The organism is Aureimonas pseudogalii, from assembly GCF_014196835.1.
GTDB lineage: Bacteria > Pseudomonadota > Alphaproteobacteria > Rhizobiales > Rhizobiaceae > Aureimonas > Aureimonas pseudogalii.
On sequence record NZ_JACIEK010000005.1, the window covers coordinates 80,685 to 104,404 of the forward strand.

At 67.6% G+C, this 23,720-nt stretch carries 17 protein-coding genes and 2 pseudogenes; 9 read left to right on the forward strand and 10 right to left on the reverse strand.

Annotated features, from left to right (window positions below):
- The first annotated feature begins 257 nt into the window (after nucleotides 1–257).
- Nucleotides 258–503 carry a DUF2188 domain-containing protein gene (locus GGR04_RS11330; RefSeq protein WP_183200007.1) on the forward strand — a complete coding sequence of 82 codons (246 nt, stop codon included), beginning with the start codon at nucleotides 258–260 and terminating at the stop codon, nucleotides 501–503.
- Nucleotides 504–547: 44 nt separating this feature from the next.
- Here the strand turns inward: GGR04_RS11330 and GGR04_RS23950 are convergent, their stop codons facing one another.
- Nucleotides 548–2,353: a glycosyltransferase family 2 protein gene (locus GGR04_RS23950; protein WP_183200008.1), complete on the reverse strand. Its 1,806-nt coding sequence runs from the start codon at nucleotides 2,351–2,353 to the stop codon at nucleotides 548–550.
- Between the two features lie 280 nt (nucleotides 2,354–2,633).
- Between GGR04_RS23950 and GGR04_RS11340 the strand changes: the two genes are divergently transcribed.
- On the forward strand, nucleotides 2,634–3,437 hold the full coding sequence (locus GGR04_RS11340; protein ID WP_246393117.1) for a transporter substrate-binding domain-containing protein: 804 nt from the start codon (nucleotides 2,634–2,636) through the stop codon (nucleotides 3,435–3,437).
- 108 nt (nucleotides 3,438–3,545) lie between these two features.
- A complete protein-coding gene (locus GGR04_RS11345; RefSeq protein WP_183200010.1) occupies nucleotides 3,546–5,207 on the forward strand; it encodes a lysine--tRNA ligase in 1,662 nt (553 codons plus the stop codon).
- Nucleotides 5,208–5,215: 8 nt separating this feature from the next.
- Here GGR04_RS11345 and GGR04_RS11350 read toward each other — a convergent pair whose 3' ends face one another.
- The 3 genes and pseudogenes from GGR04_RS11350 to GGR04_RS24570 all read right to left on the reverse strand — a co-directional run.
- On the reverse strand, nucleotides 5,216–5,989 hold the full coding sequence (locus tag GGR04_RS11350; protein WP_183200011.1) for a thermonuclease family protein: 774 nt from the start codon (nucleotides 5,987–5,989) through the stop codon (nucleotides 5,216–5,218).
- A gap of 65 nt (nucleotides 5,990–6,054) precedes the next feature.
- Nucleotides 6,055–6,429, reverse strand: a pseudogene (locus tag GGR04_RS24565) (S24 family peptidase); the annotation flags it as partial.
- 74 nt (nucleotides 6,430–6,503) lie between these two features.
- Nucleotides 6,504–6,705: pseudogene (locus tag GGR04_RS24570) on the reverse strand (helix-turn-helix domain-containing protein); the annotation flags it as partial.
- A 280-nt stretch (nucleotides 6,706–6,985) separates the two neighbouring features.
- Here GGR04_RS24570 and GGR04_RS11360 point away from each other — a divergent pair.
- Entirely contained in the window at nucleotides 6,986–8,014 is a 1,029-nt protein-coding gene (locus GGR04_RS11360; RefSeq protein WP_183200013.1) for a YihY/virulence factor BrkB family protein, read from the forward strand.
- Nucleotides 8,015–8,124: 110 nt separating this feature from the next.
- Here the strand turns inward: GGR04_RS11360 and GGR04_RS11365 are convergent, their stop codons facing one another.
- Nucleotides 8,125–10,329: an FAD-dependent oxidoreductase gene (locus GGR04_RS11365; RefSeq protein ID WP_183200014.1), complete on the reverse strand. Its 2,205-nt coding sequence runs from the start codon at nucleotides 10,327–10,329 to the stop codon at nucleotides 8,125–8,127.
- A 266-nt stretch (nucleotides 10,330–10,595) separates the two neighbouring features.
- Between GGR04_RS11365 and GGR04_RS11370 the strand changes: the two genes are divergently transcribed.
- Nucleotides 10,596–11,381, forward strand: a complete 786-nt coding sequence (locus GGR04_RS11370) for an EAL domain-containing protein (RefSeq protein WP_183200015.1) — start codon at nucleotides 10,596–10,598, stop codon at nucleotides 11,379–11,381.
- A 32-nt stretch (nucleotides 11,382–11,413) separates the two neighbouring features.
- Here the strand turns inward: GGR04_RS11370 and GGR04_RS11375 are convergent, their stop codons facing one another.
- Together GGR04_RS11375 and GGR04_RS11380 are read right to left on the reverse strand one after the other, a co-directional pair.
- On the reverse strand, nucleotides 11,414–12,622 hold the full coding sequence (locus GGR04_RS11375) for an acetyl-CoA C-acetyltransferase (protein ID WP_183200016.1): 1,209 nt from the start codon (nucleotides 12,620–12,622) through the stop codon (nucleotides 11,414–11,416).
- A gap of 52 nt (nucleotides 12,623–12,674) precedes the next feature.
- Entirely contained in the window at nucleotides 12,675–14,471 is a 1,797-nt protein-coding gene (locus tag GGR04_RS11380; RefSeq protein WP_183200017.1) for an acyl-CoA dehydrogenase C-terminal domain-containing protein, read from the reverse strand.
- A 255-nt stretch (nucleotides 14,472–14,726) separates the two neighbouring features.
- On the opposite strand from GGR04_RS11380, the gene GGR04_RS11385 reads away from it, so the two are divergent.
- Nucleotides 14,727–16,559: an aminopeptidase P family protein gene (locus GGR04_RS11385; protein ID WP_376769856.1), complete on the forward strand. Its 1,833-nt coding sequence runs from the start codon at nucleotides 14,727–14,729 to the stop codon at nucleotides 16,557–16,559.
- A 16-nt stretch (nucleotides 16,560–16,575) separates the two neighbouring features.
- Here GGR04_RS11385 and GGR04_RS11390 read toward each other — a convergent pair whose 3' ends face one another.
- Nucleotides 16,576–17,064, reverse strand: coding sequence for a BA14K family protein (locus GGR04_RS11390; RefSeq protein ID WP_183200019.1), 489 nt, complete (start codon nucleotides 17,062–17,064; stop codon nucleotides 16,576–16,578).
- A 109-nt stretch (nucleotides 17,065–17,173) separates the two neighbouring features.
- The gene (locus GGR04_RS11395; RefSeq protein ID WP_246393118.1) at nucleotides 17,174–17,641 is read right to left on the reverse strand and encodes a BA14K family protein; all 468 of its coding nucleotides are present in this window, start codon (nucleotides 17,639–17,641) and stop codon (nucleotides 17,174–17,176) included.
- Between the two features lie 296 nt (nucleotides 17,642–17,937).
- Between GGR04_RS11395 and GGR04_RS11400 the strand changes: the two genes are divergently transcribed.
- The 3 genes from GGR04_RS11400 (at nucleotide 17,938) to GGR04_RS11410 (ending at nucleotide 20,524) form a co-directional block, all read left to right on the forward strand.
- Nucleotides 17,938–19,434, forward strand: coding sequence for a chromosome partitioning protein ParA (locus tag GGR04_RS11400; protein WP_183200020.1), 1,497 nt, complete (start codon nucleotides 17,938–17,940; stop codon nucleotides 19,432–19,434).
- Between the two features lie 50 nt (nucleotides 19,435–19,484).
- A complete protein-coding gene (locus GGR04_RS11405; RefSeq protein ID WP_183200021.1) occupies nucleotides 19,485–19,955 on the forward strand; it encodes a hypothetical protein in 471 nt (156 codons plus the stop codon).
- 77 nt (nucleotides 19,956–20,032) lie between these two features.
- On the forward strand, nucleotides 20,033–20,524 hold the full coding sequence (locus GGR04_RS11410; protein ID WP_183200022.1) for a hypothetical protein: 492 nt from the start codon (nucleotides 20,033–20,035) through the stop codon (nucleotides 20,522–20,524).
- 402 nt (nucleotides 20,525–20,926) lie between these two features.
- Here the strand turns inward: GGR04_RS11410 and GGR04_RS11415 are convergent, their stop codons facing one another.
- Nucleotides 20,927–23,596 carry an ATP-dependent helicase gene (locus GGR04_RS11415; RefSeq protein WP_183200023.1) on the reverse strand — a complete coding sequence of 890 codons (2,670 nt, stop codon included), beginning with the start codon at nucleotides 23,594–23,596 and terminating at the stop codon, nucleotides 20,927–20,929.
- Nucleotides 23,597–23,720 lie beyond the last annotated feature (124 nt).

Consider the following 23,720-nt stretch of genomic DNA (forward strand, 5'->3'; position numbering starts at 1 on the left):
GTGCACCCGGACTCTCCCGGGTGTGTGGATGTCGATAACCTACTCTAGGTTGCATCCACTGGTAGAACAGGGTTGTGCCGGTTTGCAACCGGTAATGCGGCTTTACTATCGCTATGGTTGCAGAGATGTCTCGGCCGCCTCGTCTGGCGATGGCCGAGGCGCGAAGGGGGCGGGCGCCGTGCGGGAACCCGGACGCAAAGTCGCCGTTCGCTCCTCACACGCGGGGCACCGGGCCCCGCGTATCGCAGGAGGACGCGATGACCGAGATCCACTATCAGATCGTGCAGCACGACGGCGGCTGGGCCTATAAGGTCGGCGACGTCTTCTCGGAGACGTTCCGTAGCCACGACGACGCGTTGGCTGCGGCCAAGGACGCCTCCTCGCGCCAGGAGCTCGCCGGCGAGACGCAGGGCATCGTCTATCAGGACCGAAGCGGCGAGTGGCACGAGGAGATCGCCAAGGGCGACGACCGCCCGCATGCCGACGTGGTGGACCGCTCCTGAGCGTTCGGGGCGCTTGAGGACTGGGGCCGGTGCCGGGATGCCGCTCAGCGGCTCTCGGGGCTCGCGGCGACGATCTCTCGATGCGGCGTCTTTTCCCACAGATGCGGAGTTCGGACGAGTTGGAACATCGCCCGGATGCCGGCATAGCTGGCCAGGAGCCAGTAGAACCAAAGCGACCAAAGGCGCCCGAGAAGAGGGCGTTCCTCGGGCTCCAGCACGCGATTGGCCAAAAGTAGAAAGACGAGGTAGGCGAGCATGACGTTGCCCGCATCGGCGATCGCGATGAGGCCATGGGCCAGCGAGACCGTGCCGCCGTTCGCCAGCGTCGCGAGCGACGAGGCCAGTTGCATCGCGAAGAACACATGCATGAGGCTGGCGCCGATCATGCCGCCGAAAAGAATTTGGAACATCAGGAAGCCGCGCCAGCCGACGTCGCGCGCCATATGCCGGGGCGCCCGCATGTGGACCAGCCAAGTCTGCAGCCAGCCCTTGATCCAGCGCGTGCGCTGGTTGCGCCAGTCGCTCCACCGGCCGACGGCGCTCTCCGAGGTCGGGGCGGTGATCACGCCGACCCGGTAGCCGAGGCGGGCGAGGCGGATGCCGAGATCGGCGTCCTCGGCCACGTTGTGGCTGTCCCAGCCGCCGGCTTCCACCAGCGCCGCCCGGCGGAAATGATTCGATGTTCCCCCGAGCGGGATCGGCAGCCTATGCCGCGCGAGCCACGGCAGGACCGCACGAAACAGCACCGCATATTCCACTGCGAAGAGCGACTGGAACCAGCCGGCCTCGGCATTGCGGATCGTCAGCGGCGCCTGCAGACAGGCCAGGTCCGGCGACGACGTGCGGAAGGTCTCGAAGGCTTGGCGCAGCTGGCGCGGATCGGGGCGATCCTCGGCGTCGTAGAGCACGAGAAACTCGCCGCGCGCGAGGGGTAGCGCAAAGTTCAGGGCCTTCGGCTTCGTCGTGGGATCCGTGCGCGGCGTGGCGATCACCGAGAAGTTCGGCTCGCCGGCGATCGCCCGTTCCACCGCCGCGATGGTATCGGGATCGCTCGCTTCGCAGACGAAGAGCACTTCGAGCTTCGAGCGGGGCCAGTCGAGCCGGGCCATCGCGTCGACCAGCGGTTCCGCCATCGCGGCTTCGCGGTGGAGGGCGATGAGCACCGAATAGCGCGGCACCGCATCGACGTCCGAGATCGCGGACGCGAGCGCGAGGGCAGGGCGGGGTGCGCCCGGCGACAGCAGCACGCAGAGGCGGAACATCGTGAAGACGAAGGCCGAGACGGTGCAGGCGACGTGCAGCGCGAAGCCGAAATGGTCGACGCGGAACCAGGCGACGGCGATGCCGACGGTCAGAAGCGCGCCGACGGCGGCCTGAAGCGGGCTCACCACGTCGCGTGCCGACCAGCGGTTGAAGTCCATGGCGAGGCTGAGCCTGGCGCGGGTCGAGCGCTCCTCGCAGGTGACGGCGGCCTCCGCCGCCCGGATCTCGCTCGCGGTCACGATCCGCACGGGGCCGTGAAGCGCCGGGTCGGCGTCGAGATGACCGGCCACGAGATCGAGCGCCTCGAGCGGCGGCGCCATGAACAGGCGCGTCGTCAGCGACACGTCGCAGGTGCGAAGGTGGCGCTTGCCGATCTGGATCTCGCCGCGGGGATCGCGCAACACCGTGGCATCGGAATCGATGTGCCCCGTGGGCACCCCGAGCACGGCGGCGATGGCGCGGGCCATCTCCTCTTCCGAGGCGAGACCGCAGGCGACGATTTCTTCGTCGAGGCTCGATCCGACATGCCGCGCGCGCCGGCGAAGGGCGGCGAGTTCGCGGAAGCCCAGCCCGAGCCGGTCGCCCACGGCCTCGACGAGATCGTCGTTCGAGGGCGACGCGGCCTCGTCTCCCGTTGTCGCGGCCGACGTTCGACGCGCGATGAATCGCGTCGTGGAAAATCGCGGGCGATCGACCGCGTCGCAAAGTTGCTGCGATGCCGATGACGGTGGCATAGTCTGCGACGTCATGAATGCCCTGAATTCTCGAATGACGTTCACTGTCGCGTGCGCGCCCCCGGAAGGACACAAATCGCTGCGTGTAAAAATCTCTCACAGGTTATGTCTGCTGTTCGTTCTGGTTGCATCGATGGTCGGAGCGGCCACGTTCGCCCGAGCGCAGGGCGTTGAGACGCCGAACTTCTGGGACCAGCGCCAGCGGATGACGGAGCCCGACCTCTCCGGCCGCAGCCGCATCCGGTTTCTCACGTCCGTGGACTTTCCGCCCTTCAACTTCCTCGACCAGCAAGGGCGGGTGTCCGGATTGAACGTCGATCTCGCGCGCGCGATTTGCGAGGAGCTGAATGTCACGCCGATCTGCCAAGTCGAGGCGATGCCCTTCGCGGGGTTGCAGGAGGCGCTGCTGAAGGGCGACGGCGAGGCGGTGGCGGCCGGGCTCGCGGTCACCGCCGACAGCCGGGCGCGGCTCGCCTTCACCCACTCCTTCTTCCGCTTTCCAGCGCGCTTCGTGGCACTGCGCGGCGACGATCTCGAAACCACGCTGGCGTCGGGGCTCGACGGGACCGAGATCGGGGTCGTCGGCGGGGGCGCGCACGGCGCGATGCTGCGATCCTTCTTCCCGAAGGCGCGGCCCGTCGACTTCGATACGCGCGAGGCCGCGATCGAGGCGCTGCGGGCCAAGCGCGTGCGGGCCGTCTTCGGCGACGGCGTCGGCCTGTCGTTCTGGCTGACGAGCGAGGATGCCGCCGACTGCTGCGTCTTCGCGGGCGGGCCCTACCTGTCGGATCGCTTCCTCGGCGAAGGGCTGGCGATCGCGGTGAAGCCGGAGGACGCGGACCTCGCCTATGCCTTCGACTATGCGATCGGGCGCATCGTGGAGAACGGGCGCATGTCCGAGTTGCTGCTACGCTATTTTCCCGTCAGCGCCTTCTGAGCCGGGAGCCGCGTTGACGCGCGGGACGCCGGCCACCATAGGTCCGCACGAGACAACGAGACGTCCGGCATCGGCCGGGGTCGTAACGAACGACGAAGGCAGACGGGCATGACCGACGAGCGGCAGCAGGGCGAAGCGGTTTCGACGACACGCCGGGACGAGGCGATGCGCTCGTCGGCCTGGCCGTTCGAGGAGGCGCGCAAGCTTCTGGGGCGCATCGAGCGCACCGGCCAGAGCGAAGTCCTGTTCGAGACCGGCTACGGGCCGTCGGGCCTGCCCCATATCGGCACCTTCGGCGAGGTGGCGCGCACCACAATGGTGCGCAACGCCTTTCGCATCCTCACCGACGACCAGGTGCCGACGCGGCTGATCTGCTTCTCCGACGACATGGACGGGATGCGCAAGATCCCCGACAACGTGCCCGACCGGGCGGCGCTCGAGCCCTATCTCCACATGCCGCTCACCGCCGTGCCCAACCCGTTCGGCGGGGAGGGCGCGACGTTCGCCGAGCATAACAACGCGATGCTCCGCCGCTTCCTCGACACGTTCGGCTTCGACTACGAGTTCGCCAGCGCCACCGACACCTACCGTTCGGGCCGCTTCGACGCGGTGCTGCGCCGCGCGGCCGAGCGCTACGACGAGATCATGGCGGTGATGCTGCCGACGCTCGGGGCCGAGCGGCAGGCGACATACAGCCCCTTCCTGCCGATCTCGCCGAAGACCGGCCGGGTGCTCTACGTGCCGATGAAGGCGGTGGACGCCGCCAACGGCACCGTCACTTTCCTCGACGAGGACGGCGCGGAGACGACGCTGCCGGTGACCGGCGGGGCGGTGAAGCTGCAGTGGAAACCCGATTTCGGCATGCGCTGGGCGGCGCTCGGCGTCGATTTCGAGATGTTCGGCAAGGATCACCAGACCAACGCCGTCGTCTACGACCGGATCTGCACGATCCTCGGCGGCAGCCCACCGGAGCATTTCGTCTACGAGCTTTTCCTCGACGCCGAGGGCGCCAAGATCTCGAAGTCGAAGGGCAACGGCATCAGCATCGAGGATTGGCTGGCCTACGCCTCGCCGGAGAGCCTCGGGCTCTACATGTTCAACAAGCCGCGCGCCGCCAAGCGCCTGCATTTCGACGTCATCCCGAAGGCCGTCGACGACTACTACCAGTTCACGGAAAGCTATGGCCGGCAGGACGAGAAGTCGCGGCTGCAGAACCCGGCCTTCCACATTCATGGTGGCGAGCCGCCGGTGCAGGGCATCGCGGTGCCCTTCGCCATGCTGCTCAATCTCGTGTCGGTGTCGAACGCGGCTAACAAGGAGACGCTCTGGGGCTTCATTTCTCGCTACGCGCCGGGCGTCACCGCCGCGAGCGACCCCGAGCTCGACCGTCTCGTCGGCTACGCGCTGCGCTATTTCGAGGATTTCGTGCGCCCCGCCAAGCGCTTCCGCGTGCCGGACGCAGTGGAGCGCGAGGCACTGGCGGCGCTCGACGCCAAGCTCGCCGCGCTGCCGGCGGGGGCGGACGGGAGCGCGATCCAGGATGCCGTGCTCGACGTCGCCCGGCCGATCGAGCGCTACCAGGATTTGAAGAAGACCGGCCCGAACGGCGGCCCCGGCGTGTCCGGCGAGTGGTTCCAGGCGCTCTACCAGACGCTGATCGGGCAGGAGCGGGGCCCGCGCTTCGGCTCCTTCGTGGCGCTCTACGGGGTCGAGGAAACGCGCCGGTTGATCGCAGACGCCTTGGCCGGACGACTCGCCCCGGCGGCCTGAGGCGCGGCTCACGGCTCGATGTCGTATTCCCAGATGCCGCGGCGGGCCTGTTTCGCCGTGGCCTCGGCCTCGACATAGCGACTGTCCGGCGTGGCGGCGGCCCAGCCGTTGGCGACGAGCCATTCACCGACGTCCTCTTCGCCGAGAAGGCAGGGCACCGTCAGGTCGTCGCCGGCCTCGGGCGGCACCGGGCAGAGCAGCGAGCGCCCGCGCAGCCAGCCGCGAACGGCGGTGCGCGCCCGCACCCCGCAGGGCAGCGAGCGGTCGCCGGAAATGCAGCGCGCCTCGGGTTCGATCGGCTCGACCCCGGCGATGCGCAGCGTGGTGCGACCGACTTGAATCGTCCCCGAATCGATGGCGATCGGCTGGCTGAAGCGGCGGTATTCGGGCTGGGCCGGGGCGGCCGTCTCCGGTGCGGCGCCGGCGACGGTCTCTGCCGCTTGCGACGAAGGCTGCGGTTCGCTTGCGGCGTCGGCCGGCAAAGGCGGGCTGGCTGCGGAGGTGATCGGCGTCGCGGCACCGCTCTGCACCGGGGGAAGCCGGCGAAGGTCGCCGCCGCCTGCCAACGGCGAAGGGACGATCGCCCGCACCGCCGGCGCGCGCTCCACGGTGACCGCGGTTTCCGGCAGGGCCTCGGCCGAGACGGGAGGCGCGGCCTTCGGAGAGAGCTCGGCTTCCTCCACGAAGGGGGCCGGCGTCAGGAGCGTCGGCTCGCGCGGCAGGAAGACGATCCAGGCCGCCAAAAGCGCCACGAAGGCGACGGCGATGCGAAGCCGCTGCATCACGAAGTCCTCTTGCGGTTGCTCTTACCCTTCGCGGCGGTCATAGGCGAAGCGTCCACCAATGCCTATTGGGTCGCCCAGAGAATGCGGGCGATCCAGTCGATCTCGCTCACCGCGAACTGGCGGTCTGGAAACTCGGGATTGACCGAGGCGAGCTCGATCGTCTTGGCGGTCTGGCGCTGCAGGATCTTGACCATCACCTCGCCGTCGCGCGTGCGCACCACGACGCGGTCTCCGCGCCGCACGGCCGCGCCGGGCGAGACCACGACGATGTCGCCGTCGCGGTAGAGCGGCAGCATCGACTGGCCCGACACTTCGAGGGCGTAGAGCGTCTCGTCGTAGCCGGGCAGATGAATTTCGTCCCATCCCTGGCCGACGGGAAAGCCGCCATCGTCGAAGAAGCCGCCGGCGCCCGCCTCGGCAAAGCCGAGCAGCGGCACCGACTTGCCGATCGACTGCGGCGAGATCTTCGCCGGGTTCAGATCGCTCTGGGTCAGGATCGCCGAGAAGTCGGTGAAGCTCGTTCCCGTCGCCTCGATGATCTTGGCGATGGATTCGGTGGAGGGCCAGCGCGGACGCCCGTCCGCGGCAAGGCGCTTGGACTTGTTGAAGGTGGTGGGATCCAGACCTGCGCGGCGCGCGAGCCCCGAAGAGGACAGTTTGTTGCGGGCCGCCAAACGGTCGATCGCGTCCCAGATCCGGTCATGCGTGAACATCGGCGGCATCCGATCCGATCGAGAACGACGTCTACGGCCCCTTGGCCTGACAGGAATATATACCTTGTCGGGACTTTGTCTAAACCGAGATGCCAGGTATGTCGACTCGCGACGGGCGACCGCATGCGCAAAGGCCGGCATCGTAGCGCTTTTCCACATCTTCCCGAACGGTCTCGACGCGATTCCGGAAAGGAACCGGGAACCGGAACCGAAATGTGGCATTTGTTCGATGAGCGGTGACGGTTCGTCACCGGCGTTCGTGCGTTGAGGAGTGTCGTCGATGTCCACGCAAGGGTTGAGGTTCGCGCCCAACACGAGCGACGAGCTTCGCCGCCGTGCGAGCGAGCCCGGCCGCGGACGAGACGCCACCGGTCCGTTCGGCATTCCCTGGAAGGGCTGGAAGGACATCGCGGTGCGCATCTGGTACTCGTTCTTCGAAGACCGGGTGATGCTGATCGCCGCCGGCGCCACCTTCTATCTGCTGCTGGCGCTGTTTCCCGCCTTCGCGGTGTTCGTCTCGTTCTACGGCATCGTCGCCAATCCCAACACGATCGCCGATCACATCGCCTTCGTCGGTCAGTTCCTGCCGAAGGCTGGCACCGACCTCCTCACCGCGCAGCTCGAATATCTGGTGACGCGCGATCCCGCCTCGCTCTCGGTCGGCTTCCTGTCGGGCCTCCTGTTCTCGCTCTGGAGCGCCAACAACGGCATCAAGACGCTGTTCGAGGCGATGAACGTCGCCTATGGCGAGCAGGAGCAGCGCTCCTTCCTGAAGCTCAACGCCGTTGCCTTCTGCTTCACGATCGGCGCGGTGATCATCGGCATCCTGATGATCGTGGCGGTGGGCGTGGTGCCGATCATCATGGGCATCGTCGGCGCGCAGAGCTTTTCCGACGAGCTGATCGCGGCGACGCGCTGGCCCGTGCTCTTCGCCATCATCGTCGCCTCGATCTCGATGGTCTACCGCTACGGCCCGAGCCGCAACCGGGCGCGATGGACGTGGGTGCTGTTCGGCGCGATGCTGACGGCCGTGGTCTGGCTCACCGCGTCCATCGGATTTTCCTGGTATCTGCAGAACTTCGCCAATTACGGCGCGACCTACGGCTCGCTCGGCGCGGTGGTCGGTTTCATGATGTGGGTCTGGATCTCGTCGATCATCTTCATCATCGGCGCCGAGATCAACGCCGAGATGGAGCACCAGACGGCGCTCGACACGACCGACAAGCCGGACAAGCCGATCGGCCTGCGCGGCGCGCGTGTCGCCGACACCATTGGCCGTTCCATCGTGCGCGAGAAACGCGAGGTCTGATCGTCCCGTCATCTTGCCGGGCGAAGAGGGCTTGGAAGGGATGGCGTGAACATTGTCACCAAGATGCCTCCGGGGCGTGGCCGAAGCCGCCCCGGAGGCTTTTCACGACATCAGGCCGCTTCGGCATCCGCCGGTGCGAAGCGGCCGTAGAACGTCTCGCCCTTCGCCGCCATCTCGCGCAGCAGCGCCGTCGGCGCGAAGCGCTCGCCGTGCCGCGCCGCCAGCGTCTCGCACAGCGCCACGAAGGCCTTCGTGCCCATCCCGTCGATGTAGGAGATGGTGCCCCCCGTATAGGGCGCGTAGCCGAAGCCGAGGATCGAGCCGACGTCGGCCTCGCGCGGATCGGTCACGACGCCTTCCTCCATCGTGCGTGCCGCTTCCAGCGCCATCGTCACGAGAAAGCGCTGCTTCAGTTCGGCGAAGTCCACGTCCTCCGGCTTCTGCTGCGGGAACTTTTCCTTCAGGCCCGGCCAGAGCGCCTTCTTCGCGGGCTTGGCCGGGTAGTCGTAGAAGCCCTTGCCGGCCTTGCGGCCGAGGCGCCCGTCCTCGGTCACCATGGCATCGACGAGCTTGAAGTGGCGGGGATCGACGGCGTCCTCGCCGTCGTCCTTCATCGCCGCCTTCATGATCTTCTGGCTGAGATCGACGGCCGTTTCGTCATTGAGCGCCAGCGGCCCCACGGGCATGCCCGCGAACTTCGCGGCGTTCTCGATCATCGCCGGCGGCACGCCCTCCACCAGCATGTCGTAGGCTTCCGTCATGTAGCGGAGCACGCAGCGGTTGGCGAAGAAGCCGCGCGTGTCGTTGACGACGATCGGCGTCTTCTTGATCGCCCGCACGAAGTCGAGCGCCACCGCCAGCGCCCGGTCGCCTGTCTCCTTGCCGAGGATCACCTCGGTCAGCATCATCCGGTCCACCGGCGAGAAGAAGTGAATGCCGATGAAGCGCGCGGGATCGGGGAAGGCGGAGGCGAGCCCGGTGATCGGCAGCGTCGAGGTGTTCGAGGCGTAGATCGCGTCGGGCTTCATCACGGCCGCGACCTTGCGGGTCACCTCGGCCTTCGCGTCACGATCCTCGAACACGGCCTCGACCACGAGATCGGCCTCGCCCAGCGCGCCGTAGTCCGGCGTCGCGGTGATGCGGGCGAGAACGCCCTCGGCCTCGTCCTTCGTGGCGCGGCCCTTCTTGGCGAGCGCCTCCATCAGCCCGGCGGAATGTGCCTTGCCCTTGTCGGCCGCTTCCTGGTCGCGGTCCACCAGCACCACGTCGATCCCCGCACGCGCCGCCACGAAGGCGATGCCGGCGCCCATGAATCCCGCGCCGACGACGCCGAGCGTGCGGATCGCCTGCGGCGGAACGCCGGCCGGGCGCCGGGCGCCCTTGTTCAGCGCCTGCAGCGAGACGAAGAGCGAGCGGATCATCATCGCCGCTTCCGTGGTCTGCAACACCTCGGTGAAGTAGCGCTGCTCGACCTTCAGCGCCTGGTCGATCGGCAGCAACAGGCCCTCGTAGACGCATTTCACGATGGCGCGCGCGCCCGGATAATTGTCGGAGGTCTCCTTGCGGTAGAGCGAGGCGACGGCCGGCCAGACCTGCGCACCCGCCGGCGAGTAGACGGGGCCTGAAGGCAGCTTGAAGCCCTTCTCGTCCCATGGCTTCACCGGTTTCAGGCCGGCCCGCAGCATCGCCTTGGCCGCCTCGACGAGTTCGCCCTGCGGCACCACCGCGTCGATCAGCTTCATCGCCTTGGCCTTCTGCGCCGACAGCGTCTCGCCCTTCAGCAGCATCTGCAGTGCCGACTGCGTGTCGGCCAGGCGCGGTACGCGCTGCGTTCCGCCGGCGCCGGGGAAGATGCCGACCTTCACCTCCGGCAGCCCCATCTTGGCCTCCGTGGCCGCGACGCGCCCGTGGCAGGCGAGCGCCAGCTCGAAACCGCCGCCCATGCAGGTGCCGTTGATCGCCGCCACATAGGGCTTGCCGTTCGTCTCCACCTTGCGCCAGATCCGGCCCATTTCGCCGCAGCGCTCGAAAAGCTCGGCGACGGCGCCGTCCGGATCGGCCACCTTCTTCGCGGCGAACGTGTCGAACAGGCCGCGCAGCATCTTGAGGTCGGCGCCGCCGGTGAAGGAGCCGTCCTTGCCGGAGGTGAGGACCACGCCCTTCACGCGCGCGTCGGCCGCCAGCCGATCCACCAGCGCTTCGATCTCGTGCATCACCTCCTCGGTGAAGACGTTCATCGAGCGGTCCTTCATGTCCCAGACGACGAGAGCAAAGCCTTCGGCGTCGATCTCGGTGGTGAAGGAAGCGTCGGTCATGGGGAGCTCTCCCGGTTGAGGCATGGGGTCGATACGAGGGGGATCGTCGGGTGGGGGGTGATCAACTGAAGGATCGATGCAGTCTCTACTGCACGCTGGAAGCGTATCTCCGGTACAGAAGCGATCATCGCCGATCCTTTTCGATCCAGTATTTGAGGGGCTTGCTTATCATTCGGCAAGCTTACTCGCGTCGGCGCTTCACAACTCTTTAGCGCCTTGCGATCTATGAGTTTCAGCAGTTCGTAATGTGTGACTGGACCCTGCTGATGACGATTGCCTGCGAAGGATGCCGATCCGGCAAGCCGCTGGGCTTCGAGTTCTCGATGGCCTTCCAGCCGATCTTCGAGTTGTCGAGTTCGCGCGTGTGGGGTTACGAGGCGCTCATCCGCGGACTGAACGGGGAGGGCGCTTACGCGATGCTCTCGCAGGTCTCCGAGGACCAGAAATATCGGTTCGACCAGGCCTGCCGCGTCAAGGCGATCGAACTCGCCGCCCGTCTGTTCCCGCGCGAGAGCGGGCTGCAACTCTCCATCAACTTCATGCCGAATGCCGTCTACGAACCGGCCGCATGCCTGAAGGCGACGCTCGCCACCGCGCGCAAGCATGCGTTCCCGTTGAATTCGATGATGTTCGAGTTCACCGAGAACGAGGAGATCGCCGACACCCAGCATCTTCTCAAGATCCTGGACGAATATCGTCGCCAGGGTTTCATCACCGCACTCGACGATTTCGGCGCGGGTTATGCCGGCCTCAGCCTTCTCGCCGACTTTCAGCCCGATCTCATCAAGATCGACATGAAATTGATCCGCGGCATCGACACCAGCCGCGCCCGTCAGGTGATCGTCGCCTCCATGGCGACCGCGGCGCGCGAACTCGGCATCACCGTCCTCGCCGAGGGCATCGAGACCGAGGCCGAGTTCGCGGTGCTGAAGGCGGCCGGCATCGACCTCTTCCAGGGCTACTACTTCGCCAAGCCGGCCTTCGAGGCGCTGCCGCAGATCCGCCTTCCCGCGCAGCCGATCGTGATCACCCACGAGGCGCACTACGCCTGAGCGGACGGAAAGCGGACGCGGCATCGGAGCGGTCAGACCCGCTCGATGATCGTCGCCGTGCCCATGCCGGCGCCGATGCACAGCGTCACGAGCGCGACCTGCTTGTCCTGCCGCTCCAGTTCGTCGAGAACGGTGCCGAGGATCATCGCGCCGGTGGCGCCGAGCGGATGGCCCATGGCGATGGCGCCGCCGTTGACGTTGAGGATCGCCGGATCGATGTCGAAGGCCTGGGCGTAGCGCAGCACCACGGCGGCGAAGGCCTCGTTCAGCTCAAAGAGATCGATGTCGGCGCGCGTCATGCCGGCGCGGGCGAAGAGCTTCTCCGTGACGTCCACCGGTCCGGTCAGCATCAAGGCGGGGTCGGACCCGATATTGGCGAAGGCGCGGATGCGCGCGCGGGGCCGGGCGCCGAGAATCGCGCCGCCTTCCTTCGAGCCGACGAGGACGGCGGCCGCGCCGTCAACGATGCCCGACGAGTTGCCGGCATGATGGACGTGATCCACCGCCTCGATCTCGGGATGGGCCTGAATGCCCACCGCATCGTAGCCGCCCATCTCGCCATGCATGGCGAAGGCGGCGTTCAAGCTGCCGAGCGACTGCATGTCGGTGGAGGGGCGCATGTGCTCGTCGCGGTCGAGGATCGTCAGGCCGTTCTGATCCTTCACCGGAACCACGGAGCGCGCGAAGCGGTCCTCCTCCCAGGAACGGGCGGCACGCTTCTGGGATTCCACGGCATAGGCGTCGACGTCGTCGCGCGAGAAGCCGTATTTCGTGGCGATCAGATCGGCCGAGACGCCCTGCGGCATGAAATAGGCGGGAATGCCAACCGAGGGATCCATGATCCAGGCGCCGCCCGACATGCCCATGCCCACCCGCGACATCGATTCGACGCCGCCCGCGATGACGAGATCGTCGGCGCCGAAGGCGACCTTGGAGGCCGCGAGGTTGATCGCGTCGAGGCCGGAGGCACAGAAGCGCGAGATCTGCATGCCCGGCGCCGAAAAGGCGTAGCCCGCCTCGAAGGCCGCAGCCTTCGGGATCACCGAGCCGGCCTCGCCCACGGGATCGACGCAACCGAAAATGATGTCGTCGACGCGAGCCGTGTCGATGCCGTTGCGATCGCGCAGCGCTTCAAGGACCTTGGCCCCCAGCCGTACGGCGGGCACCTCGTGGAGCGAGCCGTCCTTCTTGCCGCGGCCGCGCGGGGTGCGAACGTGATCGTAGATGTAGGCTTCGGTCATGGAGACCTCCCGGGGGTCTGGATGGATCAGCGTTCGAGCCGAGCGAGAGCGCTCAGAACGCCTCTTCGTTCAAGCTCATCATGGAATCGGAACCCGACGCAATGCGGGCGAGATGGGCCGCCGTTTCGGGCATCAGCCGGTCCATGAAGAAACGGGCCGTCACGAGCTTGGCCTCGAGGAAGGCGGCATCGCCGTTCGCGCCCGCAGTGAGCTTGTCCTGCGCGACCTTGGCGGAGCGAGCCGACATGTAGCCGAGCGCCACCAAGCCGAAGAGATGCATGTAGTCGGTGGAGGCCGCGCCGGCATTGTCGGGCTTCGCCATCGCATGCTGCATCAGCCACATCGTCGCCCCCTGCAGATCGTTCAGACCCTTCTTCAACGCCTTGGTGTAGGGCGCCATCGCCTCCACGGCTCGGTGCTCCTCGCAGAAGGCGCCGACCTCCTGGAAGAAGGCCTGCACCGCGCGCCCGCCGTTCAGCGCCAGCTTGCGGCCGACGAGATCGAGCGCCTGGATGCCGTTGGCACCCTCGTAGATCTGCGCGATGCGGGCGTCGCGCACGAACTGCTCCATGCCCCATTCGCGCACGTAGCCGTGCCCGCCATAGATCTGCTGCGCCAGCACCGCGTTCTCGAAGCCCTTGTCGGTGAGAACGCCCTTGATGACCGGGGTCATCAGGCCCATCCAGTCGTCGGCGGCCTGACGCTCCCCGGCGTCCTCGGCAAGATGCGAGAGATCGCCCTTCATCGCCGTCCACAGGATCAACGCACGGCCGGCTTCGTTCACCGCGCGGATGGTCATCAGCATGCGGCGCACGTCGGGGTGGACGATGATCGGGTCGGCCTTCTTCTCCGGCGCCTTGGCGCCCGAGAGCGAGCGGCCCTGAATGCGGTCCTTCGCGTAGACCACGGCGTTCTGGTAGGCGATCTCGGAGATCGCCAGCCCCTGCACGCCGACGCCGAGCCGCGCCTCGTTCATCATCGTGAACATGGCGCGGAGCCCCTTGTCGGCCTCGCCGATGAGGAATCCGGTCGCCTCGTCGTAGTTCATGACGCAGGTGGCGTTGCCGTGGATGCCCATCTTCTCTTCGATCGAGCCGCAGGAGACCATGTTGCGCGCGCCGGCCTCGCCGGCCTCGTCCAGCACGAATTTCGGCACGATGAAGAGCGAGATGCCCTTCGTGCCCTCGGGCGAGCCCTCGATGCGGGCGAGCACGAGATGCACGATGTTCTCCGACAGGTCGTGCTCGCCAGCGGAGATGAAGATCTTCTGGCCCGACAGCTTGTAGGAGCCGTCGCCCTGCGGCACCGCCTTGGTGCGCAGCAGGCCGAGATCCGTGCCGCAATGGGGCTCGGTGAGGTTCATCGTCCCGGTCCAGACGCCGTCGATCATCTTCGGCAGATAGCGCTGCTTCTGCTCGGGCGAGCCGTGCTGCTGGATCGCCGCGATGGCGCCGCGGGTGAGGCCGGGATACATGGAAAAGGCCATGTTGGCCGAGGAGAGAAACTCGTTGACCGCCGCCGCCAGCGTGTGCGGCAGGCCTTGGCCGCCATAGGCGGGATCGGCCGAGAGCCCGCCCCAGCCGGCCTCGCGGAACTGGTCATAGGCGGCCTTGAATCCCTTCGGCGTCGTCACCGAGCCGTCGTCGGCGCGCCGGCAGCCTTCGCTGTCGCCGATCTGGTTCAGCGGCAGGAACACGTCGGTCGCGAAGCGCCCGGCCTCGCCGAGAATGGCCTCGACGATGTCGGGGGAGGCGTCCGAGAAGCCCGGCAGGTTGTTGTGCCGGTCGAAGCCCAGGAGATCGTTGAGAACGAAGAGCGTGTCGGCGATCGGCGCCTGATAGACCGGCATGGAAGCCTCCCGAGATCCGTCGAATTGTTTGACGTTTGCGTAAGGGTAAACATGCCTTTTGTCAAAGGCACGTGGGTTCGCAGATCCGGTCTTCGGCCCTTCGATTTTGCGCCTTCCGTCGGCGGCCGGGCGCCCGGTCCGCGGCTCGGCGAAGACTTGCCGCCGCCGCCCAGTCCTGAAAGACAGGAAAACGACGATGGTGGCTGTGCATCCCGAAGGACTGGAGGCACGATCGCCGGACGAGAAGGATCGGACGTGATGTTTCAGGATTTCGACGAGACCTCCGACGCCAGCCAGAGCGTCTCGCGCCTCGAGCGACTTCGCCTCGCGCTGAGTGAGGCCGGGGTGGACGGCTTCCTCGTGCCGCGCGCCGACGAGCACCAGGGCGAGTACATCCCGCCCTCGGCAGCGCGCCTTGCCTGGCTCACCGGCTTCACCGGCTCGGCCGGCACGGCGCTGGTGCTTCCCGATCGCGCCGTCGTCTTCACCGACGGGCGCTACACCGTGCAGGTGCGCGCGCAGATCGATCCCGCCGCCTTCACGCCGGAGAGTTCGGTCGAGACGCCCGTCGCCGACTATCTGAAGGCGCATGCGAAGGGGCTGCGCATCGGCTTCGACCCTTGGCTGCATACGATGGGCGAGGTCGCTGCGCTGACGAAGGGGCTTGCCGAGATCGGTGGGGCGCTCGTCCCGCTGCATCGCAACCCGCTCGACCAGTGCTGGCAGGATCGGCCGTTGCCGCCGAAGGGCGCCATCCGGCTGCATCCGGTTGCCCGCGCGGGGCGGGAGGCGGCAGAGAAGCTCGCCGATCTCGGCCATGCCATCCGCGACGCGGGCGCCGAGGCCTGCATCCTCACCGATCCCGCTTCGGTCGCCTGGGCTTTCAACATCCGCGGCTCCGACGTGCCGCACACGCCGCTGCCGCTTTCCTTCGCCTGGCTCCCGGTGGAGGGGCGCCCGGTGCTGTTCGTCGACGGCGACAAGCTGTCCGGCGAGGTCGCAGAGGCCTTGAGCCAACTTGCCGAGATCGCTGCGCCGGAGAGTTTCGAGGGCCGGCTTGCGGGCCTCGCGAAGGGTCGCGCGGTGATGCTCGATCCCGCGCTCGCGGCCGACCGGCTGCGCGAGATCGTGGTCGCGGCCGGCGGCACGCTCATTGAGAAGGGCGACCCCGCCCGCCTGCCGCGCGCCCGCAAGAACGCAACGGAGATCGCGGGTTCGCGCAGCGCCCATCGGCGCGACGGCGCGGCGGTGTCGAGCTTCCTCGCCTGGCTCGACCGGCAGCCGCCGGGCAGCGTCACCGAGATCGGCGCGGCCGAGAAGCTCGAGGCGATCCGCCGGACGTTCGGCGAGCGCGACGGCATGCCGCTGCGCGACATCTCCTTCGACACGATCTCCGGCTCGGGACCGAACGCTGCGTTGCCGCACTACCGGGTGAACCGCGTCAGCGACCGCACGCTCAAGGCGGGCGAACTGTTCCTCATCGATTCCGGCGGACAATACGATGACGGGACCACCGACATCACGCGCACCGTCGCCATCGGCGTGGTGAGCGACGAGATGCGGCAAAAGTTCACGCTGGTGCTGAAAGGCATGATCGCCATTTCCACCGCGCGCTTTCCGAAGGGAACGCGGGGGCTCGACCTCGATCCGCTGGCGCGCGTCGCGCTCTGGCGGGCGGGCTGCGATTACGCCCACGGGACCGGCCACGGTGTCGGCTCGTTTCTCGCGGTGCACGAAGGCCCGCAGTCCATTTCGCGGCGTGGCATGGCGGTGCTGGAAGAGGGGATGATCGTCTCGAACGAGCCCGGCTACTATGCCGAGGGGCGCTTCGGCATCCGCACCGAGAACCTGCTGTTGGTCGAGGCGCCGACATCGATCGACGACGGCGATGCCCCGATGCATGGCTTCGAGACGCTGACCTTCGCGCCGATCGACCGCCGCGCGATGCAGCCGCATCTGCTGTCAGGCGAGGAGATCACCTGGCTCGACGGCTACCATCAGGAGGTTCGGCGCGTCGTCGGCCCTCTTCTGTCGCCCGACGATCGCGTTTGGTTGGACGAGGTCACGCGACCATTGTCGGCGGCCTGAACGTCGGCGCCCAAGCCTAGCGGCAGAGGCGGCGTGGTCCGCGATCGGGCTGGAAGGTCCCGCTGTCGCGATCGAAGGAGCGATAGCGCGCAGCGCAATCGCGATACCATTCGGCGCTGAATGGTGGCGGCCGGCGGCCGGCATAGGCTTCGTCGAAGCGTCCGCTTGTGCGCTCGGCGCGGGCAAAGGCCGAATCGCTGTCGAATGCGAGGATCGAACCGGCTTCCACCGCCGGGTCTGGCCGATAGAAGCCGCTGACGGGTGGGGCCGGCTCCGCGTAATAGAGTGGCCCGGCGACGCTCGGGCCTCCGAACTGCCCGACGGTGCGGCGATAGTGCGGGCCGCTCACGCGGCTGGGAACGACGGGGAAGGGGCCGGGCTCGGCGAAGATCGGGCGATTGTAGGGATCGAGACCGAGATACTCGCCGGCCGAGGCAGGAAGGGCGGACGCGGCGCCGATCAGCGCCGCCATTGCCAAGGAAAGACCACTCGATTTCCAACCCATGTCACCGCCCTCGGTTGCGCATGGTCGGAAAAGGGGCTCGTGCCGTTTCGGTTCCCGAACGATAAAAGGCCGCGCAATCGCGCGGCCTTCGGTCCATGTGGCGGGTGGATCAGCGGCAGAGCTGGCGCGGCCCGTTGTAGGGCTGGAACGTGCCGGACCCCGGATCGAACGAGCGATAGCGAGCCGCGCAGTAGCGGTACCAGTCGCGCGTCCAAGGGCGGGCGCGATAGGCCGGCGCGGCATAGCGCGGCTCTTCGTAGTAGCGGGGCTGGGCGCTGCTGGCGATGGCGGCACCGACGCCGAGACCCACGATCGCGCCGGCCAGAGCGGCGCCGCCGTTTCCACGGCGATGGCCGTAGTGACGGCCACCATAATAGCGCGGGCCGCCATGATAGCCGCGGTAGAAGCCGCGGTCGCGGTAATGGCGAGGGCCGCCGTAATAGCCGCCACCATAATACTGGGCATGGGCGGCGGTGACGCCGACGAGCGGCGTCTGCGAGGGCAGGGCGGCGGGCAGAAGGGTCAGCGCCAGAGCGCCGGCCAGGATCTTGCCGCCCATCCAATGGGGAAACTGCATGAGAACCTCCGGTTCACTTATCGTCCTGTCCATCAAACCCGCTCTCCGATGAACGGTTCCTGAACGAAGGATCGGCGGAAAGTCTCATGCAGCTGCCGGCATCACCTTGTGGTGAGCGAGGGGCAGCACGCTCGCTGCCGTCGACGTGGTGGCGGCGGCGCTCGACGAGGCCGGATGTTCCCTGTTTCCATCCCGTTGCGGAAAACTTGATTTAGATTTCGTAAACGGTGTCGCGTAGGAGTGGGATCGGCTACAACAGGTTGCAATATGGGCCTGAACGAGGAGTCGGAGCGTCTATGAGCTCGCCGTTGTCGTTTTTCTTCCGGCGCGAGCCAGACCGCGCGGCGACGAAGACGGCCGAGCGGGAGCTGACCTCGCCCCTACCGTCCGAGAGCCCGTCGCGTCTGCAGCGATCGGCCAATGCCCCGCTCGACGGCATCGGTCAGCGCAACGAGATGCTGCGCGTTCGCATCAGCGAGATGTCGGAGCGGCTCGGCGAGTTGCGCACGCTGACCGACGATTTCACCATGCTCATCGATCCCATCGAGGAGATCGCGGAGGAGCTGCCGCGCTCGAAGGGGCGGATCCTCGAGCTCGAAGCTCTCTTGGCGCAAGAGATGGACAGCGGGCAGGCGCTGCGCCGTGAAGTCGACGGCCTGCTCGGGCGCTACTCGGCGACCGCCAGCGACCTGTCGACCGCGAACGCCCGCGTCTCGCGGCTCGAAAGCCTATTGCGCGAGCAGGAGACCTCGTTCGACGAGCAACGGCTGACGCTGCGCGAAAAGACCACGCACGCCAACGCCTTAGAGCGCCAGCTCCTGTCGGAGGTCGAGCAGAACCAGTCGCTGGTGCTCGAGGTGAAGACGCTTCGCGCCGAGGCGCAGATCTCCGATCAGGCCTTGAGCGAGGCCGAACGCCTGCTCGCGGAAATCGGCGAGCAGCGCCATCTCCTCGACGGCGAGAACCGGCGCCTGCAGGCTTTGGCCGAGGAGCAGTCGGCCGACATCGTCACCGTCAATGCTCGCGCCGAGGACATGGCGCAGCAGCTCGACCACAATCTCCATCTCGTGGCCTCGCTCGAAGCGCAACTGGCGAGCGAGCAGTCGGCCCGGCAGAAGGTGAGCGCGCAGCACGAAGTCGATCTCTCGGCTCTGAAGACGGAGCGGTCGAGCTCGGCCATGAAGATCGAGGCGCTGACCGCCCGTCTCGCGGCGACCGACCAGATCCTCGCGCAGGTGCGCCACCAGCTGCGCGAGCGCGAAGAGACGATGCGCGCGGCCGAGCGCGCCAACAAGGAGGCGATCGCCGAACGCTCGACTTTCGAGCGTCGCCTCGAAAGCCTCAAGACGGAGGGCACGCGACTGGCGGCGCAGCTCGGCGACGCGCAGAAGAACCGCTCGGATCTCGAGAACCGCTGCGACATGCTCGTGAAGGCGCTAGCGGCCAAGGACGCCTCGCTCGAAAGCGTGACGACGCGCGCCAACAACCTGTCCGATCGCGTCGAGGCACTGACGCTGCGCTTCGAGCAGGACCGGCTGGCGCTGGAGGCGACGAACCGCCGCCTCATCGAGGAGTTGCAGAACGAAAAGGCCGAGCGCACTCTGGCGCAGGGTGCCCTCGACATCGCGCGCGAAAGCCGGGCCGCGCTGCAACGGCAGAACGAGACGTTGAAGCGCGCCACGCGCGTGCGCCAGGGCGACCACGGCGGCGGGAACGATTACGACGGCGAGACGATTCGTGAAGAGCGGGTCTCCAACGTCCGGCCCTTCACGGCGCCGGAGAGAAACGACTGAAGATCCGCGGCGGCGGGATCTTCCACAAGGCGGCGTGAGGGATTGAGAGCATGGTCAACGGAGCCAGCGAGCAGATCGGGATGGGCCTGCGCCAGAGCGTGGTCGATCATCCGGCCAACGCCGGACGGGCGGATTCGGGCTTCGTGCTCGTGCCCCCGTCCGATTCCGGCAAGCGGGACTGGTCGGCGGCGCTCGACCTCGTGCGCGAAGCGAGCGAGGCGATCCGCATTCGCGACGAGCGCGCGACCGAGATGGAGATCGAGCACCGGCTCGACGCCGAACGGGCCAGCGAGGACATCCGCACCCTGCAGGAGCAGCTGGACGAGACCGAATTGCGTCTCGCCGAGACCGAAGCCCGGGCTCGCACGGCCGAGGCGCGCGCGGCAGAGGCCGAGGCCTGGCTCGCCAAGATGCACGACGCGATCGTCGGCAGCTTCGCCAGGGTCGTCGCGGGAGACGACAACGCGGAGGCCGAACTCCGCGCGGCCTTCGCGAACGGCGATCTGGGCAACCCCGCATGAGCGCGCTGCGGGACGACCGGGAGCGGCACGACGATCGGCTTGGAAACGGCCTGCGACCATCGGTCTTCGATGGATCCGTGGCTGATCTCGGGGACATGTTTCGGGGCGGCGAGACGTCGAGCAACCTGCGCAGCGTCGGCGAGAGCGAGGAGAGCGGCGAGGGATCGGTCGGTCGCTCGGTCGCGCTCTCGCAGGTGTCGATGCCCGCCGAACTCGGCGGCGGCGACTGGACGAAGACGCTGACGATGGTGGAGCGCGCCGCCGCCACCATCCGGGCCTACGAGAAGCGCTTCCTGCAACTCGAAAAGCAGTCCAAGGCGCTGGCCGACCGGGCCGCCGAAGACCAGCATCGGCTCCAGGCCCACATCCAGTCGCTCGAAGACCGACTGAAGCTGGCCGAAGACCGCGTCACCCATTCGGAAGCGGCGACGCGCGACGCCGAATATCACGAGTGGGAGGCCAACATGCGCGAGAAGCGCATGGAGCAGCGCGCGACGGAGGCCGAGGCCAAGGCGCATCAGTTGGAGGCGTATCTGCGGCGTGTGCACGAGTTGCTCGCCGTCGTCTGAGCGGCCCCATCGGACGGTTTCTCGGAAGTATGCCGCGCGGTCGGCCTCCGCAGGACGCATCGCCATGGCTTGTACGCCCTGGAACCCACTCGGAGAAATCGGTTCGGTCCGAAGTGAGGCATGGCGATAGCAGTCGGCGGGCACTGCGGTAGTCGCCTTGAGAGCGAGAGCGAGATCGAGACCGGGCTCGATGCCGAACGCCAGCGGTGACCGCGTCCGCCCATGCAGCTGACACAATCGGATCGGGCGCGACGCCGAACGAATGCCGAGCATGCCCGAAGTCTGTCTGCGCGGCACCCGGCGCTGAGAGATCGCTTCAACGCCGAACGGTGACGGATGAACGCCGCATCGACCCGGCGTGGTCCCGGCATGCGGGGGACCATCGCCGAGGCGATGCCGATATCACACCGCTTCGACGAACCCGTCGAGCACGCGCTTCTGGCCGGCGCGGTCGAAGTCCACCGTCAGCTTGTTGCCCTCGATCAACGCCACCGTTCCGTTGCCGAACTTGAGGTGGAACACCCGGTCTCCGACGGTGAACCGGCTCTCCTCGTCGGCGACGGATTTTGCGACGAGCGAGCCTTCGATGTCGCGCGGGCCCCCGGCACGAGCCGAAGCGTAGAGCCCGCCGCCCTTACGCGCCGGCATGTTCGAGCCGCGCGAGCGGTTGGCGGAGAGCGGGTCCGTCAGCTTGCCGGCAAAGCCCGAGCGATCGAACGTGGGGGCGGCGGGCTCGTCGAATCCGGTCTCGCCCACCGGCCTGCCGTCGCGCGAGATGTAGCGGTCGGCTTTCGAGGCGGTGCGGCTCGCCGGTTCCGATCCCGCGACGCCGCCCTCGCCGTAGCGAATCGCCTGTCCGCGCCCGCCCGCATAGGTGGAGCCGCCGCCGCCCGCGGCCTGCGCCCGGCGCCAGCCCGGCGTCTGGTAGGAGGAAGCGGAGAAGGCGTTCTGATCCCAGCGTGAGGCACCGTAGCCGCCCATGCCGCCGGCGCCATAGCCACCGTAGGAGGTGGAGGGTTCGAGCACGTCGACATGGTCCTCCGGCAGCTCGTCGAGGAAGCGCGAGGGGATGGTCGACTGCCACATGCCGTGAATGCGGCGGTTCGAGACGAACCAGATCTTCACGCGCTTCTTGCCGCGGGTGATGCCGACATAGGCGAGGCGCCGTTCCTCCTCCAGCCCGGAGCGTCCACCCTCGTCGAGCGATCGCTGATGCGGGAAGAGACCCTCCTCCCAGCCCGGCAGGAACACGGTCTCGAATTCGAGACCCTTGGCCGAATGCAGCGTCATGATCGACACGGCGTCCGTCTCGGCGTTCTGCTCTGCATCCATCACCAGGGCGATGTGTTCGAGAAAGCCGGGAAGGCTCTCATAGTCGTCCATGGAGCGGATCAGTTCCTTGAGATTTTCCAGCCGCCCCGGCGCGTCGGCCGAGCGGTCGGCCTGCCACATCTCGGTGTAGCCGCTCTCGTCGAGGATCATCTCGCCGAGGTCGGTGTGGCGCATGGTCGGCAGCAGGCTCGACCAGCGCGCGAAATTGCGTACGACCTCGGCCAGCGCCGCGCGGGGGCGGGGCTTCAACTCGTCGCCCTGCACGAGATCGCCGGCCGCCTCGATCAGCGGCATCGTCTTGGCGCGAGCGTATTCGTGCAGGAGCTTCAGCGCGGCGTCGCCGAGGCCGCGCTTCGGCGTGTTGACGATGCGCTCGAAGGCGAGATCATCCGCCGGCTGGCAGACGCAGCGGAAATAGGCGAGCGCGTCCCGGATCTCCTGCCGCTCGTAGAAGCGCGGGCCGCCGATGACGCGGTAGTTGAGCCCGAGCGTGACGAAGCGATCCTCGAACTCGCGCATCTGGAACGAGGCGCGCACGAGAATGGCCATGTCGTTCAGCGCATGGCTCTTGCGCTGCAGCTGCTCGATCTCCTCGCCGATGGCGCGAGCCTCCTCCTCCGAGTCCCAGCCGGCGTTCACCGTCACCTTCTCGTGCTCGGGGTCGTGGAAGTCGGTGAAGAGCGTCTTGCCGAGGCGGTCCTCGTTGTGGGCGATGAGATGGGCGGCGGCGCCGAGGATATGGGCGGTGGAGCGGTAGTTGCGCTCCAGCCTGATCACCGTAGAGCCAGGGAAATCCTTATCGAAACGCAGGATGTTGTCGACCTCGGCGCCGCGCCAGCCGTAGATCGACTGGTCGTCGTCTCCCACGCAGCAGACGTTGACCGTGCGGATGCCCTCGGCGACGCGCGCCTCCGACGACTGCGCGAGCAGGCGCAGCCAGAGATACTGCGCGACGTTGGTGTCCTGGTACTCGTCGACGAGAATGTAGCGGAAGCGCCGGTGATAGTCGGCGAGCACGTCCGGATGGTTCTGGAAGATCGCGATCGGATGCAGCAGCAGGTCGCCGAAATCGGCGGCGTTGAGGCTGAGAAGCCGGGCCTGATACGCGCGGTAGAGCTCGCGGCCGCGACCGTTGCCGAAGGCCCGCGCGTCGCCTTCGGGAATGTGTTCGGGCGTCAGCCCCCGGTTCTTCCAGCCGTCCATCAGGTTGGCGAAGGTGCGGGCCGGCCAGCGCTTATCGTCGAGATTCTCGGCCTGGATCAGCTGCTTGATGAGGCGGATCTGATCGTCGGTGTCGAGAATGGTGAAGTTGGGCTTCAGGCCCACGAGCTCGGCGTGTTTACGCAGGATCTTCACGCCGATCGAGTGGAACGTGCCGAGCCAGGGCATGCCCTCCACCTCGCCGCCCACCAGCAGGCCGATGCGGTTGCGCATCTCGCGGGCGGCCTTGTTGGTGAAGGTCACCGCGAGGATCTGCGACGCGTAGGCGCGCCGCGTCGCGAGGATATGCGCGATGCGGGTGGTGAGGACGCGCGTCTTGCCCGTGCCGGCGCCCGCGAGCACGAGGACCGGGCCTTCGGTGGTTTCCACCGCGGCGCGCTGCTCGGGGTTGAGGCCGGCGAGATAGTCGGCGGGGGGGGCGGCCACGGGACCGCCGCGCGCCGCCAGGGCCCGGGCCGCGATGCCGGCCCCGGCGGGCCGACCGGGCGAAGCCGCCCTCGGATCGTTGGAATCGTTCATCGGCTTCTATCTAGCGATTTCCTCGGAGAACACTAGGGGAACGGACGACCGGATGCGACCTCGCGCGGCACGCCCGTTGCCGACCGTCTCGTTCGCTGCCGGCGAACTGCGGCGCCCGGTCGAT

Bases quoted from the DNA above. Each gene is read 5' to 3' on its own strand.
- GGR04_RS11330 (WP_183200007.1), top strand. From the start codon at position 258: ATGACCGAGATCCACTATCAGATCGTGCAGCACGACGGCGGCTGGGCC.
- GGR04_RS11340 (WP_246393117.1), top strand. From the start codon at position 2,634: ATGGTCGGAGCGGCCACGTTCGCCCGAGCGCAGGGCGTTGAGACGCCG.
- GGR04_RS11345 (WP_183200010.1), top strand. From the start codon at position 3,546: ATGACCGACGAGCGGCAGCAGGGCGAAGCGGTTTCGACGACACGCCGG.
- GGR04_RS11350 (WP_183200011.1), bottom strand. From the start codon at position 5,989: ATGCAGCGGCTTCGCATCGCCGTCGCCTTCGTGGCGCTTTTGGCGGCC.
- GGR04_RS11360 (WP_183200013.1), top strand. From the start codon at position 6,986: ATGTCCACGCAAGGGTTGAGGTTCGCGCCCAACACGAGCGACGAGCTT.
- GGR04_RS11365 (WP_183200014.1), bottom strand. From the start codon at position 10,329: ATGACCGACGCTTCCTTCACCACCGAGATCGACGCCGAAGGCTTTGCT.
- GGR04_RS11370 (WP_183200015.1), top strand. From the start codon at position 10,596: ATGACGATTGCCTGCGAAGGATGCCGATCCGGCAAGCCGCTGGGCTTC.
- GGR04_RS11375 (WP_183200016.1), bottom strand. From the start codon at position 12,622: ATGACCGAAGCCTACATCTACGATCACGTTCGCACCCCGCGCGGCCGC.
- GGR04_RS11380 (WP_183200017.1), bottom strand. From the start codon at position 14,471: ATGCCGGTCTATCAGGCGCCGATCGCCGACACGCTCTTCGTTCTCAAC.
- GGR04_RS11390 (WP_183200019.1), bottom strand. From the start codon at position 17,064: ATGGGTTGGAAATCGAGTGGTCTTTCCTTGGCAATGGCGGCGCTGATC.
- GGR04_RS11395 (WP_246393118.1), bottom strand. From the start codon at position 17,641: ATGCAGTTTCCCCATTGGATGGGCGGCAAGATCCTGGCCGGCGCTCTG.
- GGR04_RS11400 (WP_183200020.1), top strand. From the start codon at position 17,938: ATGAGCTCGCCGTTGTCGTTTTTCTTCCGGCGCGAGCCAGACCGCGCG.
- GGR04_RS11405 (WP_183200021.1), top strand. From the start codon at position 19,485: ATGGTCAACGGAGCCAGCGAGCAGATCGGGATGGGCCTGCGCCAGAGC.
- GGR04_RS11415 (WP_183200023.1), bottom strand. From the start codon at position 23,596: ATGAACGATTCCAACGATCCGAGGGCGGCTTCGCCCGGTCGGCCCGCC.